Genomic DNA, 16,946 nt, shown 5'->3' with positions numbered 1-16,946 from the left:
TTTATTGGCACTGAGGTTGCAATTATTCCATTATTCCATTTTCTGGTTCTATCCGAAAATTAAATACTCTGTTAAACTTTCCTTTTGGCAACCAGTCAAAAGCAAAACCATTTTCCGCATGGGCATTTCCAATCAGCTCAAAAACCAGCACCTGCTCTGGCGGGCAGGCTTCGGACCAGACTCCGTACCGGTGGAAGAGCTTTCCTCCGATTCCAACAAGAAATTAGTCAAAGCATTATTCAAAGCATCAGAAAAAACTCCTGCCTACATCGATGTGGCTGATCCTGCCATCAAAGAAATTTACATGGGCATGGAAGAAATGTACCGGCAAAAGAGACAACTGAATGAGGAGCAGCGTAAGCTTATCCGGAATAAATCCCGCGAAGGCATCCGCGCCCTCAATCTCACCTGGCTCAACCAGATGGTGCACAGTGAACAACAACTCCGCGAAAAAGTATCACTCTTCTGGCACGGGCATTTCGCATGCCGCACCGTGAACATCGTACACCAGCAGCAACTCCTGGATGCGATCCGCCGCAATGCACTTGGCAAGTTCCCTGACCTGCTGCGCGAAGTGAGCAAGTCCGGCGCCATGCTGAACTTCCTCAACAATAACCAGAACAGGAAAGATCATCCCAATGAAAATTTCGCCCGCGAAGTAATGGAACTCTTCACCCTGGGCCGTGGCAACTATACGGAAGATGATATCAAAGAAGCCGCCCGCGCCTTCACCGGATGGGGCTCCAACGCCTCCGGCAATTTCATTTTCCGAAAAAACCAACACGATAACGGCAGGAAGAAAGTATTGGGCAAGTCCGGCAATTTTGATGGAGACGATGTTCTCGATATTCTTATCCAACATCCACAAACAGCACAATACATCACGCGTAAAGTATATCGTTATTTCGTAAACGAAACGGAAAATGAAGAGCAAATCAAATGGCTTGCAGACCGCTTCTACAATGGCGGCTACGATATCAGCGAACTCTTCCGGGATATCTTCAACAGCGACTGGTTCTATGATCAGCGCAATGTAGGCTCCATCATCAAATCCCCTGTACTGCTGATAGCCGGTATCAGAAGGGCCATTCCCATGGAGATCTCCAATGAAGAAGTGCAGATCACTTTGCAAAGATTGCTCGGTCAGCAACTCTTCTATCCACCCAATGTGGCCGGCTGGCCCGGAGGAAAGAACTGGATCGATAGCTCTTCCCTCATGCTGCGCCTCCGTATCCCGCAAATGATCTATGCTGAAGATACGCTTACCCTCAAACCCAAAGACGATGACGACCAGATGATGGGCATGAAGGACCAGGACAACAGAAAACAAAAAATGAAGGCCTTCGCTCAAAAAAGAGGCGGTGGTCAGGTAATTGCCGCTACGGTTAACTGGGACGCCTACACGAAACTGTTCGAAAAGGTTTCCAGGGAAAAGTTACTTCCCGCCATCAGCAGTTCCGTATTGCAAACCAACAATAGTGTTGCGGTAAGCACCCTGGATAAATACATTGATAACAGCAGCAGGGAGAATTATATCCGCTCAGCCACTATCCAGTTGATGAGTACACCTGAATACCAACTTTGTTAATCCGCTCAAACGCCAATCATATGCTTTTAAAAAGAAAAGAATTCCTGCAGATCGGTAGTCTCGCCACAGCATCCATGATGCTGCCCAAATTCATGAAAGCGTTTGAAACCCCGCACCTGGTGCCACCCGGCAACAAAGTGCTGGTGATCCTCCAGCTCAGCGGAGGCAACGATGGACTGAACACTGTAATTCCCGTAAGGAACGATATCTATTATAAAGTAAGGCCCAAACTGGGCATTGCCCGGGAAGCCGCACTGCGCCTCACCGATGATGCAGCACTGCACCCCGCACTTACCGGGATGAAAGAGCTGTACGACAATGGACATCTCGGTATCCTCAACAATGTTGGCTACCCAAACCCCGACCGCTCGCATTTCCGCAGCATGGATATCTGGCATAGTGCCAGCGACAGCGACAAATACGTATACACGGGATGGTTAGGCCGCTACCTGGATGCGCAATGTAAGGGCTGCGACAAACCCACGCAGGCTCTGGAGCTGGACGATGTGCTCAGCATGGCCATGAAAGGAGAACATATCAAAGGGCTCGCCATGAAGGACCCCCGCAGGCTCTTCAACACATCCAACGAAAAATTCTTCAAGGAAGTTGTGAAGAACCACCAGGATGAACATGGAGAACAAACAGTGGACTATCTCTACAAAACCATGGCTGAGACGATGAGCAGTGCGGATTATATCTTCAAACAAAGCCGCATTCATCCAACCAATACTGTTTATCCTTCCACTGAAATCGGGAATAGCCTGAAGACCATCGCTTCTCTCATCTTCTCTGATATCAATACAAAAGTGTATTACCTCTCTCTCGGAAGTTTCGATACGCATGTTGGGCAGGATGGCCAGCAGCGCAGACTCTTCACTGAAATGAATGCAGCCATCAGCGCTTTTGTGAAAGATATGCAGCAGAACAACCGCTTCCAGGATGTGATGCTGATGACCTTTTCCGAATTCGGCAGACGCGTGGCGCAGAACGCCAGCGGCGGCACCGACCACGGAACTGCCAATAATATGTTCTTCGTGAGCGGAGCGCTCAAACAAAAAGGAATGCTGAATGAAATGCCCGATCTCAGTAACCTGAAGAACGGAGACCTGCAGTACAATGTGGATTTTAAAAATGTATATGCCACTTTGCTGAACAAATGGCTGGGAGCAGACGACCGGCAAATTCTGGGAAGAGAGTTAAGTTATCTTGATTTTGTCTGATATAAAAAAAGATGTATATTTAGTAGACAACTTTTTTATCACCGTCCATTTTTCCTTTCCTTAATCTCCCGGCTTCGAAAAAAATTACCTTATCTGTAGTTTAAGAGATTGTGCTTACCAAAAGCCTTCCTTGTATGGATCAAACGAAATACAAGAAGGCTTTTTTGCTGGCAGAATGTCTGCCAATAAAAAAAGCAACCGAGACAGTCATATCAGGAACATGCCAAATGCACAGGCCTGTTATGACCGCTCAGTTGCTTTTCTTTTGTGGAAATGTTTTACCAGCCTTGTTTGGCAACACCGGCTTTGATAGCAGCGAGCGCTTTTTCTTCGCCCAAAAGAGTAGTGAGTTTATTGCCTTTACCGTCGTTTCCCTGAGCCATATAAGCTCCCTTGGCGGTTTTGGTGATCACTGCGTCTTTGATAGGAACATTCTTTTCCTTTGTTTTTACATTGTATGCAGTGAGCTGAATGTCTGCCATAGTCTAACTATTTAAGAGGTTAGTAAATTGAATAATTTTACTTTGCAAAAAGTTCTCCAAATAAAGATCAAAGCACACTTAAATATACGTTTTTTTTCGATATAAGGCAGGTCTGCATTGATTTTGAACGTGTTTTGGAAAAAAACTTACGCACAAAAAAAAGCAGGATATGCACGTTTAATAACCCCAGATCAAACCATACCGGTATGAAATATGTACAATTGTGCCTTTTTTTCCTCTTATCCTGTGTCTTTTCTACGGCACAAATTTCAAGCCGGGCAACCGGAACCGCCGCCATCACCGGAAAGGTCAGTTATTCCTTCAAATCCGCCACCAGAGCGGGCCAGCCGGTACGAAAGATATTGCTCGACAGCAATATGATCGTTGATTTCAGTGGCGCCTGGGGCCGTGCAGCTTATTCAACTTTCCACTATTTTGACAGTAAGGCCGATCCCCGGAATGGTGACTTACTGGCAGACAGTACCAGCGGCAACACTTCCATCGGTGCTGAAGATTATTATGGCTACCGTCGTCACCGGCTTATCGGTGGGAATTTTCAACAACGATACCGCCTCCGCGAAATCTGGGTCTGCACCTCTCCCGCCAACCCGGTTGAAGACACAGTAGACATCACCATTGGCGACAGTGCCCGTTCCGCTACTTACCTTTATCAGTACACGAATAACACAATCCCCTCCATTCGCATCATTACCAAAGGCGGTAAGTATGAATGGAAAAAAGTTTGGGAAGGCGATACCATCGTTCAATATTTTCTCACCAGCATCCGCTGGAGAAAAATGTTCTACCAGGAAGGTGGCTACTGGATGGCGCCCGAAACCAATCTTACAGGGATCATCTTTTATGGAGAACCAACGGGCACTGGAGATACCACTTTCAATTATGCATCAAATGAAGTAGTGGCCCGCGCAGCCGCCCGCCGCGAGATCATCCGCAACCTCAATGGCTCCAATTACTACAATGTATTTCCGGTAAAGGACTGCGACAGCTTCACTATCATGCGGAAAGGACTTCAGCAAACCAACCGTTTTTCTTACGATACCCTGGTGCTTCAACCCCAGCGCGATATTTCATCCTCTGAATTCTATGACTCTCTACTCATGTCTGTGATGACAGGCCGCAGGATGTACTACCAGATGATGGGCCCCAACTCTCACGTGCTCAAACAAACGAATTCCTACTCCTGGAGGCCCGTGGATGATACCGCTTGCGATCGCCGCGATCCGCTCAGTTATCGAACGCTCGGTAAGAACATGTACAGCATCGCCTATGCCTATGGTTCAAACCCAAATGCAGATGACCGGTACACCAGGCAAAAGAATGGTCATGTAAAAGCTACCGGAACACACTGGGGTATAGAGCCGGGCAATGAAATGAACGGAGTATATTTTCCCAATCAATGGCAGGACCCCATCGCGGCAGGCTGCATGATGCTGATGGCCACTGATGGCTGGAATAACAGGTGGGGCAAGGGTTTCGGCGCAAAGAACGCGGACCCGGATTTCAAAGTTTACCTCCCCGCAACCACCGGCCTGGACGTTCAATACCAACGGGCCGTGATCAAATTCCTGCAATACGCTTACAATACAGCACATCCTCCCATCGATTATGTAGGCTTCCATGCATATCCCGGCAGTCTGAAAAAAGATGTAGGACCATTCTCCAGTGAATTACGCGGCAGTTATATCACTTTCCCTTCGGATAAAGGATATTACCAGGACCAGCACAAAGCGCTCGCAGCCATCTATCGGGAATGGCGTGGATACGTTCCCGTTACCATCAATGAATATGGGGCCGACAAATCATTCCTTCGCACCAAAACCGAAAACGGCATGTACGATACCACGCTGTTCGGAATAGTGCGGTACGATAAATACAATGAAGCGCAAAGCCTCGGCATTTTTCTCGTCAGCTCCAAACTGATGGGCGCCGCCACTTCCGAAGCTGAGCGCGTACAATATGCATTCAAGGACGATGAAGCACCTAACCCTTCTTCACGCTACACCAGTTACAGTGGCAGCGGTTATCTCTGGTACTATTACAATAAGAACTGGCAGCTGGACTCCACCAAATACTGGGAGAACTATTACTATGATCAGGGGATTAGTCGTGAATTGTTCTGGTATGGCAGTGGTCAGATCATAGATTCTGCAGGCGGCGGATTATTCGTGATCAAATTCAGGCATAGCCAGGATCCCGCCAAAGTAGTTTATGCTGTTTGGAAAGACAGCAGCAGTACGGGTAAAGGCATTCCTGTGAACCTGCCTGTTGGCATGGTGGACCATGCGCAAAAGATGGTGGGAAGCTTTAAAAAACTACAGCCAACTTATTCTAAGGTAACAGTAAAGAATGGCCGCATTCAAACCATCGCTACTACGCTGCATCAATTCTTTTTTGTGACGGAAACCACGGGGAGCAGTCGCTCGCGTCCCCGCGAGTGACGATTGTTTCGTCGCCTCCGGCGACACGGTGCTCGCCGGAGGCGAGCAAATAGAAGTCACTTGCCGGGAGGCAAGCGACTGGGCACAGCAAAAATAAAATCGGCTGTCTGTTTTATGGCAGACAGCCGATTTATTCAGTAAAATGAATATCTTATACGTCGATCTTAGCGTATTTGGCGTGGCTTTCGATGAAATCGCGGCGGGGCGCTACTTCATCCCCCATCAGCATACTGAAGATGCGGTCTGCTTCTGCAGCGCTCTCGATGGTTACCTGTTTGAGTGTGCGTGTATCCGGGTTCATGGTTGTTTCCCAGAGTTGGTCTGCGTTCATCTCACCAAGACCTTTGTACCGCTGGATGTTCACGCTGTCTTCCTTTCCACCACCCAGTTTTTCTGTGAGGGCTTTACGTTGTTCTTCGTTCCAGGCGTAGCCGGATTCTTTTCCTTTCTTCACCAGGTAGAGCGGCGGTTGCGCGATATACACGTACCCTTGTTCCACCATTTCTTTCATATAACGATAGATGAAAGTAAGGATCAGTGTTGCGATATGGCTACCGTCAACGTCGGCATCCGTCATAATGATCAGCTTGTGATAACGGAGCTTGGTTAGGTTGAGTGCTTTCGGATCTTCGGGAGTTCCCACAGTAACACCGAGGGCAGTGTACATGTTGCGGATCTCTTCATTCTCGTAGATCTTGTGCTCCATAGCTTTCTCCACGTTCAGGATCTTACCACGGAGTGGCAGGATGGCCTGGAAGTTACGGTTACGGCCTTGTTTGGCGGTACCACCCGCCGAGTCACCTTCGACAAGGAAGAGCTCGCAACGATCAGCATCTCTGTCTGAGCAGTCGGCCAGTTTACCTGGCAGGCCGCCACCACTTAGAACGCTTTTACGTTGTACCATTTCGCGGGCCTTGCGTGCAGCGGCTCTCGCCTGTGCAGCCAGGATCACTTTGGAGATGATATTTTTTGCTTCCTTAGGATTTTCTTCCAGGAAACGGTCGAGCACTTTTGAAACGGTGGAGTCTACAACGCCCATCACATCACTGTTTCCGAGCTTTGTTTTGGTCTGACCTTCGAACTGCGGCTCGGGCACTTTCACGGAGATGATAGCGCTTAAGCCTTCCCGGAAGTCGTCACCTTCGATTTCCACTTTTGCTTTCTCGAAGAGGTTGTTCTTATCGCCATAGCTTTTGAACACGCGTGTAAGCGCACGGCGAAAGCCAGACACATGCGTACCACCTTCGATGGTATTGATATTATTTACGTACGAATAGATATGCTCATGGTAGCTGTCGTTGTAAGTCATTGCCACTTCAACGGCTACATTGGAAGGCTCATCCCTTCCTTCCACGTAAATCACGTTGGGGATAAGCGTGGAGCGGCCAGCACTCTTATCCAGCATTTCAACAAACTCCACGATACCACCTTCGCTATAGAAGGTTTTAGTGTAGTGTTCGCCGTTATCATCCTTCTCACGAAGATCATTAAGGGTGATGCTGATGCCTTTATTGAGATAAGCCAGCTCGCGGAGGCGGCCTTCAAGAATATCTTTCTTATACAGGGTGGTAGTGAAGATGGTGCTATCGGGCCAGAAATGAGTATGCGTGCCTGTCAAATCGCTGGTACCGATCTCACGGACAGGATACTGGGGAGCACCGATATGATATTCCTGCTCGAAGATCTTTCCTTCGCGATGAACGGTTACATGGAGCTTTGTACTGAGTGCGTTCACGCAACTCACACCCACACCGTGCAGACCACCAGAAACCTTGTAGGTATTTTTATCGAATTTACCACCGGCGTGCAGAACGGTCATAACCAGTTCGAGCGCGCTTTTTTTCTCTTTGGTATTGATACCGGTGGGGATACCGCGTCCATCATCCAGAACAGAAATTGAATTGTCTTCATGAATTGAAACGGTGATATTCTTACAATATCCGGCCAGGGCCTCATCGATGGAGTTGTCCACCACTTCATACACCAGGTGGTGTAAGCCTTTTTCGCCGACATCACCAATGTACATCGCCGGGCGTTTCCGCACTGCTTCCAGACCTTCTAAAACCTGTATACTATCTGCACCATATCCGCTATTGGAGGGACTCAGGATTTCTGTAGTTTCTGTATCCATAAATTCGTCGAAAAATACTTCTGCAGTTTAAAAATGTTGATTCCTGCAAATGTACGAAAATTAAGGGTTTGAGGCGATTTTTAAGGCTTAATTTATCCCCGTTTTATCCAGTTTATAACAGCGCTTTCACACCCTTCCGCACAAGCGTAAAAAAGCCGATATCAGTGTGGGCAGATTACGCTGTGTGAATGCTTGTTTCAAGGGAAAATTCAACCGCAGAAAAGGAAGATTTTGTACCTGAATGTTTCTCTTCAAAATGTTTTTACCCGGTCATTTCAAGGCAATTTTTCCACAGTTGTGCCAAAGGCCCGTGAAGCGGGAGGCGGCACTCCTTTTGTTCGTACTTTTACTGCACGAATTTTGATGAACTATAGAGAAACGCTGCTTTCAAATTATGGACAAGAAAAAATACAACCAGATGGGCTTTGATTTCGGAGATGCTGATCCTGCACAGGAATCCCCTGCCGCAGGTTTCAGGATCAAAAGCCTCAAGCCCGCTTCCCAGGCGGACGCTGGTGAAACAGAACAGGAAACAGATAACCAGGAGAACTTTACAGCACAAAGCGGAGTGAACGGAGAAGAACCTTCTCAACCAGCAGTGAATGCAAGTCAACCCGGACTGAGCATTGAACCTGGTACCGCAAAACAGGAAAACGAAAACAATCCGAATAACGACAGCGAAGTAATCCAAAATACTCCGGTGGTTTCAGAAGCCGAAGCACTTGCGCATACGCATGAGCAATCCAGTGAAATCAACCAGGAACAAAGTGTTGCAGAAGAAACTACTGATCCCGGCTTTGCAGAACCGGTTGAAGAACCTCTTGCAGCAACAGCAGAACAAGAAGTTAAGGAAGAAGAAAAGACCGAAGAAGGGCCAAAGCCCGAACAGCCTAAAGCCGCCGTGCAACCGGCTCCTGCCAGCAATATACCTTCCAGGCTCACAAGACCAACACAGGTCTATGCAGTGGAAGAAACAGAAGCAGCGCCTGAAGAAAAAAAAGAAAACAGGAATATTGGATTCACACCTGCAAGTCAGCAGGTGGAGAAACCAGTTGTTGTTGCGGAGGTGAAGACCGAATCACCTGTAAATGAAATGCAGGTTGGCAGTGAAGCAGAACAATTGCCCGTAAGCACTGGCAATGTAGAAGAACAGCCAGTTGCTGTTGAAAATAACAATACAAAGGAAGATGAAGATTATATCTCCGATGAGCCGGGTTATGGTGTGAGCTTCAACACACCCGAGCCCGAACCGGAACTTCCCAAAAAATCCACCCGCGGCCGCAAATCATTGAAAACACTCGATGCAGAAGCCAGCGCCATGAATATCCCCGAAGACTCCACGCTGTTCAAGCGCCAGTACTACAGTATCGGCGAAGTAGCGGGCATGTTCGGCGTGAACCAGAGCCTGCTCAGGTTCTGGGAAAATGAATTCGATATCATCCAACCCAGGAAGAACAGGAAGGGCGACCGCCATTTCCGCCCGGTAGACATCAAGAACCTGGAACTGATCTACGATCTCCTCAGAAGACGTAAACTCACCATCGAAGGAGCCAAAGAATTCCTCAAAAAGAATAAACAGGCCCGCGAAAGGTTTGAAATGATACAGTCCCTCCAGCAAATCAAAGGTTTCCTCCTCGAGATCAAAGCCTCTTTGTAAAAAGGATTAATTCTACTAATTTTGTAGACTAATCATTTTTTATGAAGTACCTTTTGTCCGTTCTGTTTGTGATGATCTCCTTATCATCATTTGCACAAGCACAATGGGACAAAGAGCTCAGCGAAATAGTAAAGGGAAAATAGACGGGCGGCAGTCGCTCGCCTCCCGGCGAGTGACTTATATTTGTTCGCCTCCGGCGAACACTGTGTCGCCGGAGGCGACGGAATAATCGTCACTCGCGGGGACGCGAGCGACTGCTCCCCGGGTATCGGCTACTTACATCAATTTCCAGGATATGCCAGCAATGGCCCCGATATACATTCCCTGCTGATGTTCATCACCAGCTTTCCCGCTCCACATGAAATGGTTCACCAGGTCCACTCCCTTGCCCGAGGCAATATCAAAATATACATAATTGAAAGTGGGGCCTGCAAAGATCTCCAGCTGGTTGCCTATTTTGAAGGAGGGGAACACTCTCAGCGATCCGCGGAAGAACTCCCCTTTCTTGAAATCATCCAGGTTGGCAGATGCCAGCTCGGTATTCATCCTGAAATATTCAGATACCGGAAAATGCGCGCCGATAGCGGCTTCCAGGGCATACATCGTTTTTGAGGTCTTTCCATTGTAGCCAATGCCCAGTACACCGTACATTCGTTTACCGCCAGACCTGAACCCTCCGATCACTGTTCCCAGTTCATCAACAGTTACCCGCACCGCCATCTCGCCATCCTTTACGATGTTCACCAATCCAACAGGAGTACCACTTTCAGCAATATTGATGAAGCCTACCTGCACACCTTTCACTTTCCGGGCAATATTGAGAAAGCTACCCAACTGCGTATGCACATCCTGCCCGATATTCATGAATCCCGACAATTGCAGCTTCACGTCTTTCGCTATATTCAGATAACCTGCAGCCTGGAATTTACCACCACTGCCTTTTGAATAGTTGGCAAAGCCTGCCAACTGTATGCCGGTAGAATTTTTTGAGGCATTCATGAATCCCGCAAGTTGTGTGCCCCGGGCATCCCCTGTGAAGTTCATGAAACCTGCCAGCTGTGCTCCGGACGATTGCCCGCCGATATGATTGGAAAAGCCTGCAAACTGCGCCCCGCTTGCATTTCCGAAGATCACATTAGAGAACCCGGAAAATGCGGCACCGGTTTCATTCTTTGAAACACCAGCCAGTAATTGGAAAGAAAAATTATTGGTTGAAGCAGCCGCATTGGTGCCATGCGTGCTGATGGGATAGATGAGTCCGATATGCACGCCTCCTTTGCTGCTTTGCGATTGAGCCTGTACACTGCCGGTCATCAGTAACGATAATACGATGCATGCGACCTTCCTTCCCGGAATGCCGGTTGTGTAATTACTAACCATCATGTTGTGTGTATTTGTAGAAATTATGACAACATGGAATGGTTCTACCCCTATTTATTATGAAATTATTAGTTTTCCTTCGTTACCACAATCTCATTCTCTTTGGCTGCCAGCCTGATATTCATTTCTTCCATCAGATCGATAACAGAAAGAAAAAAGTCCTGGCGCAAAGCATTGAAATCTGCAATGGGAATGGGGGCTGTGAAGAATTCGAGTTGAACAATAAATGAATTTTTTACGATATCTGCGAGAAAAACGGAAGAGCTTTCAACCTGATCTTTCCTCAATTGCAGCAAATGTTGAATGCCCAACACCAGTTGTTGCACGGTTTCCTTTGACGTTTCTGCACTCAATTCCAGCTGCATGAAAGCTCTGCGCTGTGTGCGAAGTGAAAGATTGTCCATTACACTATCCACCATTTGCTTGTTGGGCATGGTCACATAAGTTTTCTGGTCTGTGCGTATGCGTGTGCTGCGCAATCCGATCTTTTCCACTGTGCCGGTAACGGCCTGCACTTTCACAACGTCTCCTACCATGAATGGTTTGTCGATGAAGATGATGAAACTCGCAATCAGGTTCTCCAGGCTTTCGCGTGTTGACAGTGCGATAGCCGCACCACCGATACTCAGGGCAGTGATCAGATTGGTGATGGGATAACTGAAAGCAAATTTCAGCACCATCAGGAAACCTATGATCACAAACATCACTTTGAAAAAATCCTTGAAGAAGACCACCAGTTGATTATCCTGTTGATCATTAGCCTGTTCAGCTTTCTGGTGCAGGATCATGGCGATAAAATCGATGATACGCAACAATAACCAGATGAAGGTGATGATCACTACAATGATGGCGAGGCCATCGATGAGGCTATGCAGCGAGATCTTATATACCTGTACATTGAGGGCTTGCGGAAAAGTAAGTTTATCGAGCGAGATGATGCTCACTACCAGCAACAGGAATGTTTCCAGCGGAGACATAACCAGGTTCACGAAGCTCGGCTTGTCGATGCCTTTGGCGATCTTTCGCACCACACGGAACAGCAGTCCAGCTATATATCTTGATAAAAATCTTTTAAGGAACAGCACCAGCAGGATGGTGCCCGCCACCATTAAATAACTCCTGATCGTATTGTCCAGAATAACAGTGTCCAGAAATTTATCCATGCTTACAAAGTTACATTTTTAGCGAAAGGGATCAGCGGTAGGAGAAGATCTCGAGTTGCTTTTCCCGAAGCAGGTAAATATTGGTGGGTGTGATCTTTATCTTCCTGGCATCCTGCATTGTTGCAGGGATCCTGTACTGTTGCAGGTTGAGGGTTCCGGGTTCATACTTGTAGAGCACATTGGCATCGCGGCCGAGAATGGTATTGCCGATCACCGTGAAGTCCGTCCAGCCGAGAAACCGGATCCGGTTCTTGAATGTTCCGTAGTAATCGAAGATATAAGCGCCTTTGGCGGGATCGTAGAGATAGACAAGTTTGTTCTGATCAACGATGAAGCCGGGTGAAGGAGTGGAATCGAAGAGTTGTCTGAAATCGTTGGACTGATCGATGGTTCGTCCATCTTCGCCTATGCGTTTCAGTTTGCTTTCGAGCTCATCGAAGACCCAGATATTGTTATCGTAAGATTGTCCGATGGATTTTACCTGGAAGAGTTGTTGCCTGCGCAGGTCGATGGTGCTGCGGGTGTTGAGGAAACGGTCCAGGATAACGATGGTGCCAAAATCTTTGAAGTGCAGCAATACTTTCAGTGGGTTGCTCACATCTATGAAATGGATCTTGCCGTACTGGCGCACATTGTTGAACACGGCCAGTGAATCCCCTTTGGGGCTCATCTTTTTTAACTGCCCTGTTTGGTTCACCACGTAGAGATTGCCGAGGTTGTCTACATTGAAATCAGTGAATTCGCCGCTGATCACCCGCTCAGTTTTGAAAGCAGTATCGCTGAGTTGTTGAATGCCCACCATCTGCGCTTTTGCGGAAGGCAAAGTGCAGAGCAGGAAGAAAACAGCGATGGTGGCCAGTTTCAGCATGAAAATTATTTTCGTACGATATTTTTTTCCTGGTCTGTTTCACGGGTCAGCAGGTGCAGATCCTTTCCGTCGAATACGGCATAAGTGTAATAACGGATCCAGTCGCCCAGGTTGATATAACGACTTTTCCCATCGTTCAGTGGGTAATCGATAGGCAGGTGCCGATGGCCGAATACCAGGTAGTCGTAGAATTTCTTCTTCAGTTCTTCCTTGCAATAAGTGATCAGCCATTCTCCTTCTTCGCCATAGAAGGCAGCATCGTTTTGTCCGGTTACAGCCCTGCTTCTCCTGCTGCTGTAATTGGCAATTCCCATGCCGATATAGGGAGGCAGGATACCGAAAAGCCAGCGGCAGACAGGATTGCGGAAGATCTTCTTCAGCATTTTATAACCATGGTCCCCCGGGCCCAATCCATCCCCATGACCGATGAGGAATTGTTTGCCATTGAACTCGAATTCCCGTGGTTCGAAATAAACAGGGATATTGAGCTCTTTCTGGAAATAGTCTGTCATCCACATATCGTGATTGCCCACGAAAAAATAGATGGGAATACCTGCATCCGTAAGTTCGGCCAGTTTACCGAGCAGTCGAACGTACCCTTTCGGCACAACAGTGCGGTATTCGTACCAAAAATCGAACATATCTCCTACGATGAAGATGGCGCCTGCGCTGTGGCGGATCTCATCCAGGAACGCCACGATCTTTTTTTCGCGCTCCAGGCTTGCGGCAGGGTTGGGCGCTCCGAGATGGAAGTCGGAGAGGAAATAAACTTTCTTATCGGGAGGTAACTGCATGTAAAAATATCATCTGTGTTTTAGGGCTTAGCCTTTCTGAATCCAGTAACTGAGGGCATCGCCATTGGGGATCAACGGATACCCTTCTGTTTCACGGTTGTACCAGTAGATCCAGGCCGTGGTGATTACATTGCCATTCTTCACATCAACCGGTTCACGTCGATACAGCGGCACTTCTCCTGCTTCTACGAGGAATCCCTCGTAATCGTCCAGCTGTTTGATGGCGAATGAAAATTCATCTTCATGGTTCACTTTATACAGTTCGCCATGAATGAGTGCTGGCGGAGATGCTGGCACTGCGCCCGGGTATTCACCCAGGTCATAGATATTACCATTGGTTACGGCCCGGGAAACGAGTGTAAAATACCGGCTCACGTATGTATAGGCAGGATGCTGGAACCCGCTTAACAGTGATCCATATACGAAAAGGTGATGGATGTGCTGATTCATAGATTAATGGTTTATGCTACTGGTCCACCAGGAAAACATATACTTCTTTCGGGCCGTGCACGCCTACAACGAGTGTTTTCTCGATATCAGCCGTGCGGCTGGGCCCGGTTGCAAAAGTGACGAGCGAAGGGAAATTGGCGCCATACTTTTCTTTCACCAGCTGGATCCCATCTTTCACATCATACACCAGTTGGCTGGTGCGTGCGATGCAGATATGAACGGGCGCATATACACTCACAGAGCGGCCGCTGGGACCTGCTGCGCTCATCACGATGCTACCTGTACGCGCAATGAGGCTTTCACAGGAAGTAACGGCAGCATCGCAGGTAGCCACGGAATCATAAGCGGCTGGAGCAAAGCCGTTGCTGGCAAGAGTTTTAGAAAGCTCTGTTTCCTTATTGTAAATATGTTGCCAGTTATTGTGGGCCACTACTGCATTGAGTTGTGCGGCCAGTTCCTGCCAGGTGAGACAGAAAATGAACTTGCCCGTTAGCTTGGTGAGCTGTTCTGCAAACTCCACTTCCAGTTCCTGCCTGGAAGGTTGGTACACGGAGCTGTTGCCTTCGCTTTGCGGAAAAGGAAGAGGCGTTGATTGGGTCAACGCCTTCCTTATTTTCTTTAAAATATTCTCTTTAGATGGTGAAACGCTCATGATTGCTTTTCCTGTTCGTTGGTCTGTACGGGATGATTGGTCACATTGGGATCGTAAGGCGGAACACCTTCGCTGATACTTCCATTTTCTGAATGGTGCTCAGGGTTTCCATCCACATCAAGTACTTTCTTTTCCCCGAACGGCCGTTTACCGATCAACGCTTCCACATCACTCTGGAACAGTACTTCTTTTTCGAGCAGGGCTTCGGCCAGCTTGGCCACTTCTGCTTTTTTCTGAATCAACAGTTCCTTTGTTTTAAGGTAACCGTCATCGATGAGCTTTCTTACCTCTTCATCAATCAGTTTGGAAGTCTCTTCAGAGTATGGCTTGGTGAAAGAGTTTTCTGCAGCGGGATCGTAAAAGCTTACGTTACCTACTTTATTGTTCATACCATATACGGTGATCATGGAGTAAGCGATGCGTGTAACCTGTTGGAGGTCGTTCTGCGCACCTGTAGAGATCTTGCCGAAGAAGATCTCTTCGCTGGCACGTCCGCCGAGGGTCATGCAGATCTGGTCCATCAGTTGATCTGTATTGTACAGGTATTGTTCTTTCGGAGTGTACTGGGCGTAACCGAGTGCCGCCACACCGCGAGGAACAATGGTTACTTTCAGTAATGGATAGGCGTGTTCCAGGAACCAGCCGCAGATAGCGTGACCGGCTTCGTGGTAAGCGATGATCTTTTTCTCTTCGGGGGAGATGATCTTGTTCTTTTTTTCGAGGCCACCGATCACACGGTCCACTGCATCCTGGAAGTCTTCCATCTCAACAGCCTGTTTTCCCTTACGGGCAGCGATGAGGGCTGCTTCATTACAGATATTGGCGATATCTGCACCGGCAAAGCCAGGTGTTTGTTCGGCTAATTTATGGATATCAACTTTTTCAGAGATTTTGATAGGCTTCAGGTGCACTTTGAAGATATGCTCACGGCCTTTGAGATCTGGTTTGTCGATGGAGATCTGACGGTCAAAACGACCTGGCCTCAGCAGTGCTGTATCCAGTACGTCAGGGCGGTTGGTAGCTGCCAGAACGATGATTCCGCTTTCACCGCTGAAACCATCCATTTCAACCAATAACTGGTTAAGAGTGCTTTCTCGTTCGTCGTTGCTCATCATAGCGTTCTTACCACGGGCACGACCAATAGCATCGATCTCATCGATGAATATGATACAGGGAGCTTTTTCACGTGCTTGTTTGAAGAGGTCGCGAACGCGGCTGGCGCCCACACCCACAAAGAGTTCCACAAAGTCAGAACCACTCATGGAGAAGAAGGGGACCTGTGCTTCACCTGCCATTGCTTTTGCGAGCAGGGTTTTACCGGTACCGGGAGGACCTACCAGGAGCGCACCTTTGGGGATCTTTCCACCCAGGGCAGTATACTTTTTAGGATTCTTCAGGAAATCAACGATTTCCATCACTTCCACCTTGGCTTCATCGAGACCTGCCACATCTGCGAATGTGATATTTACTTTTGTTCCTTTATCGAAGAGGGTTGCTTTTGATTTTCCAATATTGAAGATACCGCCGGGACCACTGCCACCACCTGCGCCACCGCCCATTTTACGCATGAGCATAACCCAGATAAGGATGATCACTACGAGAGGGAGCAATAACTGGATCAGTGATCCGAACCATTCGCCTTCCTGGATGGGATTGTTCACAACCGGGGCTACATCGGGATTCTTTTCGTACCAGTCGCTCAGTTTCTTATCAAAGTCTTTGGCGTCAACTACTTTAAATTCGAACTGCGGTCCTTTTTCAACGCTGGCCTGACTGTTCTTTGATAGTTGCTTTTCGTAGTCCTTAATGCTTTCTTTTTTGAGGTAAACCCTGATAAGATTTTTATTTGTGACTGTGGTGATCTTGTCTACATCTCCTTTTTTGAGCATTGCGTAAAACTCAAGATCATTAATTCCTTTTGTGTCCGGGGTAAGGGATCCGAAGAGCTGGAAGCCAACAAGCACGGCAAAGATGATAGCCCAGACCCAATAGATATTGAACCTCGGGCCTTTACGTTGTCCGTTGCCATCATCCCTGGGGCGCATGCGCGGAGGGAAATTTCTTTCGTTCTGTCTTGACTCGTCTGACATAATATGTTGTGT

The 16,946-nt window shown here is 47.8% G+C and carries 13 protein-coding genes; 4 read left to right on the top strand and 9 right to left on the bottom strand.

Annotated features, from left to right (window positions below; genetic code table 11):
- The first annotated feature begins 118 nt into the window (after positions 1–118).
- Positions 119–1,588: a DUF1800 domain-containing protein gene (locus tag D9Y29_RS13900; protein ID WP_127129128.1), complete on the top strand. Its 1,470-nt coding sequence runs from the start codon at positions 119–121 to the stop codon at positions 1,586–1,588.
- A gap of 20 nt (positions 1,589–1,608) precedes the next feature.
- Positions 1,609–2,808, top strand: coding sequence for a DUF1501 domain-containing protein (locus D9Y29_RS13895; protein ID WP_127129126.1), 1,200 nt, complete (start codon positions 1,609–1,611; stop codon positions 2,806–2,808).
- 278 nt (positions 2,809–3,086) lie between these two features.
- On the opposite strand, the gene D9Y29_RS13890 is transcribed toward D9Y29_RS13895, so the two are convergent.
- Positions 3,087–3,290, bottom strand: a complete 204-nt coding sequence (locus D9Y29_RS13890) for a hypothetical protein (protein ID WP_127129124.1) — start codon at positions 3,288–3,290, stop codon at positions 3,087–3,089.
- 206 nt (positions 3,291–3,496) lie between these two features.
- On the opposite strand from D9Y29_RS13890, the gene D9Y29_RS13885 reads away from it, so the two are divergent.
- The gene (locus D9Y29_RS13885; protein ID WP_127129122.1) at positions 3,497–5,749 is read left to right on the top strand and encodes a hypothetical protein; all 2,253 of its coding nucleotides are present in this window, start codon (positions 3,497–3,499) and stop codon (positions 5,747–5,749) included.
- Positions 5,750–5,900: 151 nt separating this feature from the next.
- On the opposite strand, the gene gyrB is transcribed toward D9Y29_RS13885, so the two are convergent.
- Positions 5,901–7,880 (bottom strand): DNA topoisomerase (ATP-hydrolyzing) subunit B, encoded by a 1,980-nt coding sequence (gyrB, locus tag D9Y29_RS13880; protein WP_127129120.1) that lies wholly within the window; start codon positions 7,878–7,880, stop codon positions 5,901–5,903.
- Positions 7,881–8,274: 394 nt separating this feature from the next.
- Between gyrB and D9Y29_RS26765 the strand changes: the two genes are divergently transcribed.
- On the top strand, positions 8,275–9,537 hold the full coding sequence (locus D9Y29_RS26765; RefSeq protein WP_241237931.1) for a MerR family transcriptional regulator: 1,263 nt from the start codon (positions 8,275–8,277) through the stop codon (positions 9,535–9,537).
- A gap of 276 nt (positions 9,538–9,813) precedes the next feature.
- On the opposite strand, the gene D9Y29_RS13870 is transcribed toward D9Y29_RS26765, so the two are convergent.
- The 7 genes from D9Y29_RS13870 to ftsH form a co-directional block, all read right to left on the bottom strand.
- Positions 9,814–10,920, bottom strand: coding sequence for a hypothetical protein (locus D9Y29_RS13870; RefSeq protein ID WP_127129118.1), 1,107 nt, complete (start codon positions 10,918–10,920; stop codon positions 9,814–9,816).
- Between the two features lie 65 nt (positions 10,921–10,985).
- Positions 10,986–12,080, bottom strand: coding sequence for a mechanosensitive ion channel family protein (locus D9Y29_RS13865; RefSeq protein WP_127129116.1), 1,095 nt, complete (start codon positions 12,078–12,080; stop codon positions 10,986–10,988).
- A gap of 31 nt (positions 12,081–12,111) precedes the next feature.
- Positions 12,112–12,948: a hypothetical protein gene (locus D9Y29_RS13860; RefSeq protein ID WP_127129114.1), complete on the bottom strand. Its 837-nt coding sequence runs from the start codon at positions 12,946–12,948 to the stop codon at positions 12,112–12,114.
- 5 nt (positions 12,949–12,953) lie between these two features.
- Positions 12,954–13,742, bottom strand: a complete 789-nt coding sequence (locus D9Y29_RS13855) for a UDP-2,3-diacylglucosamine diphosphatase (protein WP_127129112.1) — start codon at positions 13,740–13,742, stop codon at positions 12,954–12,956.
- 27 nt (positions 13,743–13,769) lie between these two features.
- Complete coding sequence (locus D9Y29_RS13850; RefSeq protein ID WP_127129110.1) at positions 13,770–14,192, bottom strand: gamma-glutamylcyclotransferase family protein; 423 nt, start codon at positions 14,190–14,192, stop codon at positions 13,770–13,772.
- Between the two features lie 16 nt (positions 14,193–14,208).
- Positions 14,209–14,793 (bottom strand): LutC/YkgG family protein, encoded by a 585-nt coding sequence (locus D9Y29_RS13845; RefSeq protein ID WP_241237930.1) that lies wholly within the window; start codon positions 14,791–14,793, stop codon positions 14,209–14,211.
- A 47-nt stretch (positions 14,794–14,840) separates the two neighbouring features.
- Positions 14,841–16,934 (bottom strand): ATP-dependent zinc metalloprotease FtsH, encoded by a 2,094-nt coding sequence (ftsH, locus tag D9Y29_RS13840; protein ID WP_206513779.1) that lies wholly within the window; start codon positions 16,932–16,934, stop codon positions 14,841–14,843.
- Positions 16,935–16,946 lie beyond the last annotated feature (12 nt).

This window comes from Pseudoflavitalea rhizosphaerae (assembly GCF_003991355.1).
Classification (GTDB): domain Bacteria; phylum Bacteroidota; class Bacteroidia; order Chitinophagales; family Chitinophagaceae; genus Pseudobacter; species Pseudobacter rhizosphaerae.
This window is presented reverse-complemented; position numbering and strand designations above follow the sequence as displayed.

What these genes read in the sequence shown, in the direction of transcription:
- D9Y29_RS13850 (WP_127129110.1), bottom strand. Translation starts at nt 14,192, where the DNA reads ATGAATCAGCACATCCATCACCTTTTCGTATATGGATCACTGTTAAGC.
- D9Y29_RS13855 (WP_127129112.1), bottom strand. Translation starts at nt 13,742, where the DNA reads ATGCAGTTACCTCCCGATAAGAAAGTTTATTTCCTCTCCGACTTCCAT.
- ftsH (WP_206513779.1), bottom strand. Translation starts at nt 16,934, where the DNA reads ATGTCAGACGAGTCAAGACAGAACGAAAGAAATTTCCCTCCGCGCATG.
- D9Y29_RS13860 (WP_127129114.1), bottom strand. Translation starts at nt 12,948, where the DNA reads ATGCTGAAACTGGCCACCATCGCTGTTTTCTTCCTGCTCTGCACTTTG.
- D9Y29_RS13870 (WP_127129118.1), bottom strand. Translation starts at nt 10,920, where the DNA reads ATGATGGTTAGTAATTACACAACCGGCATTCCGGGAAGGAAGGTCGCA.
- D9Y29_RS26765 (WP_241237931.1), top strand. Translation starts at nt 8,275, where the DNA reads ATGGACAAGAAAAAATACAACCAGATGGGCTTTGATTTCGGAGATGCT.
- D9Y29_RS13865 (WP_127129116.1), bottom strand. Translation starts at nt 12,080, where the DNA reads ATGGATAAATTTCTGGACACTGTTATTCTGGACAATACGATCAGGAGT.
- D9Y29_RS13885 (WP_127129122.1), top strand. Translation starts at nt 3,497, where the DNA reads ATGAAATATGTACAATTGTGCCTTTTTTTCCTCTTATCCTGTGTCTTT.
- D9Y29_RS13900 (WP_127129128.1), top strand. Translation starts at nt 119, where the DNA reads ATGGGCATTTCCAATCAGCTCAAAAACCAGCACCTGCTCTGGCGGGCA.
- D9Y29_RS13895 (WP_127129126.1), top strand. Translation starts at nt 1,609, where the DNA reads ATGCTTTTAAAAAGAAAAGAATTCCTGCAGATCGGTAGTCTCGCCACA.
- gyrB (WP_127129120.1), bottom strand. Translation starts at nt 7,880, where the DNA reads ATGGATACAGAAACTACAGAAATCCTGAGTCCCTCCAATAGCGGATAT.
- D9Y29_RS13890 (WP_127129124.1), bottom strand. Translation starts at nt 3,290, where the DNA reads ATGGCAGACATTCAGCTCACTGCATACAATGTAAAAACAAAGGAAAAG.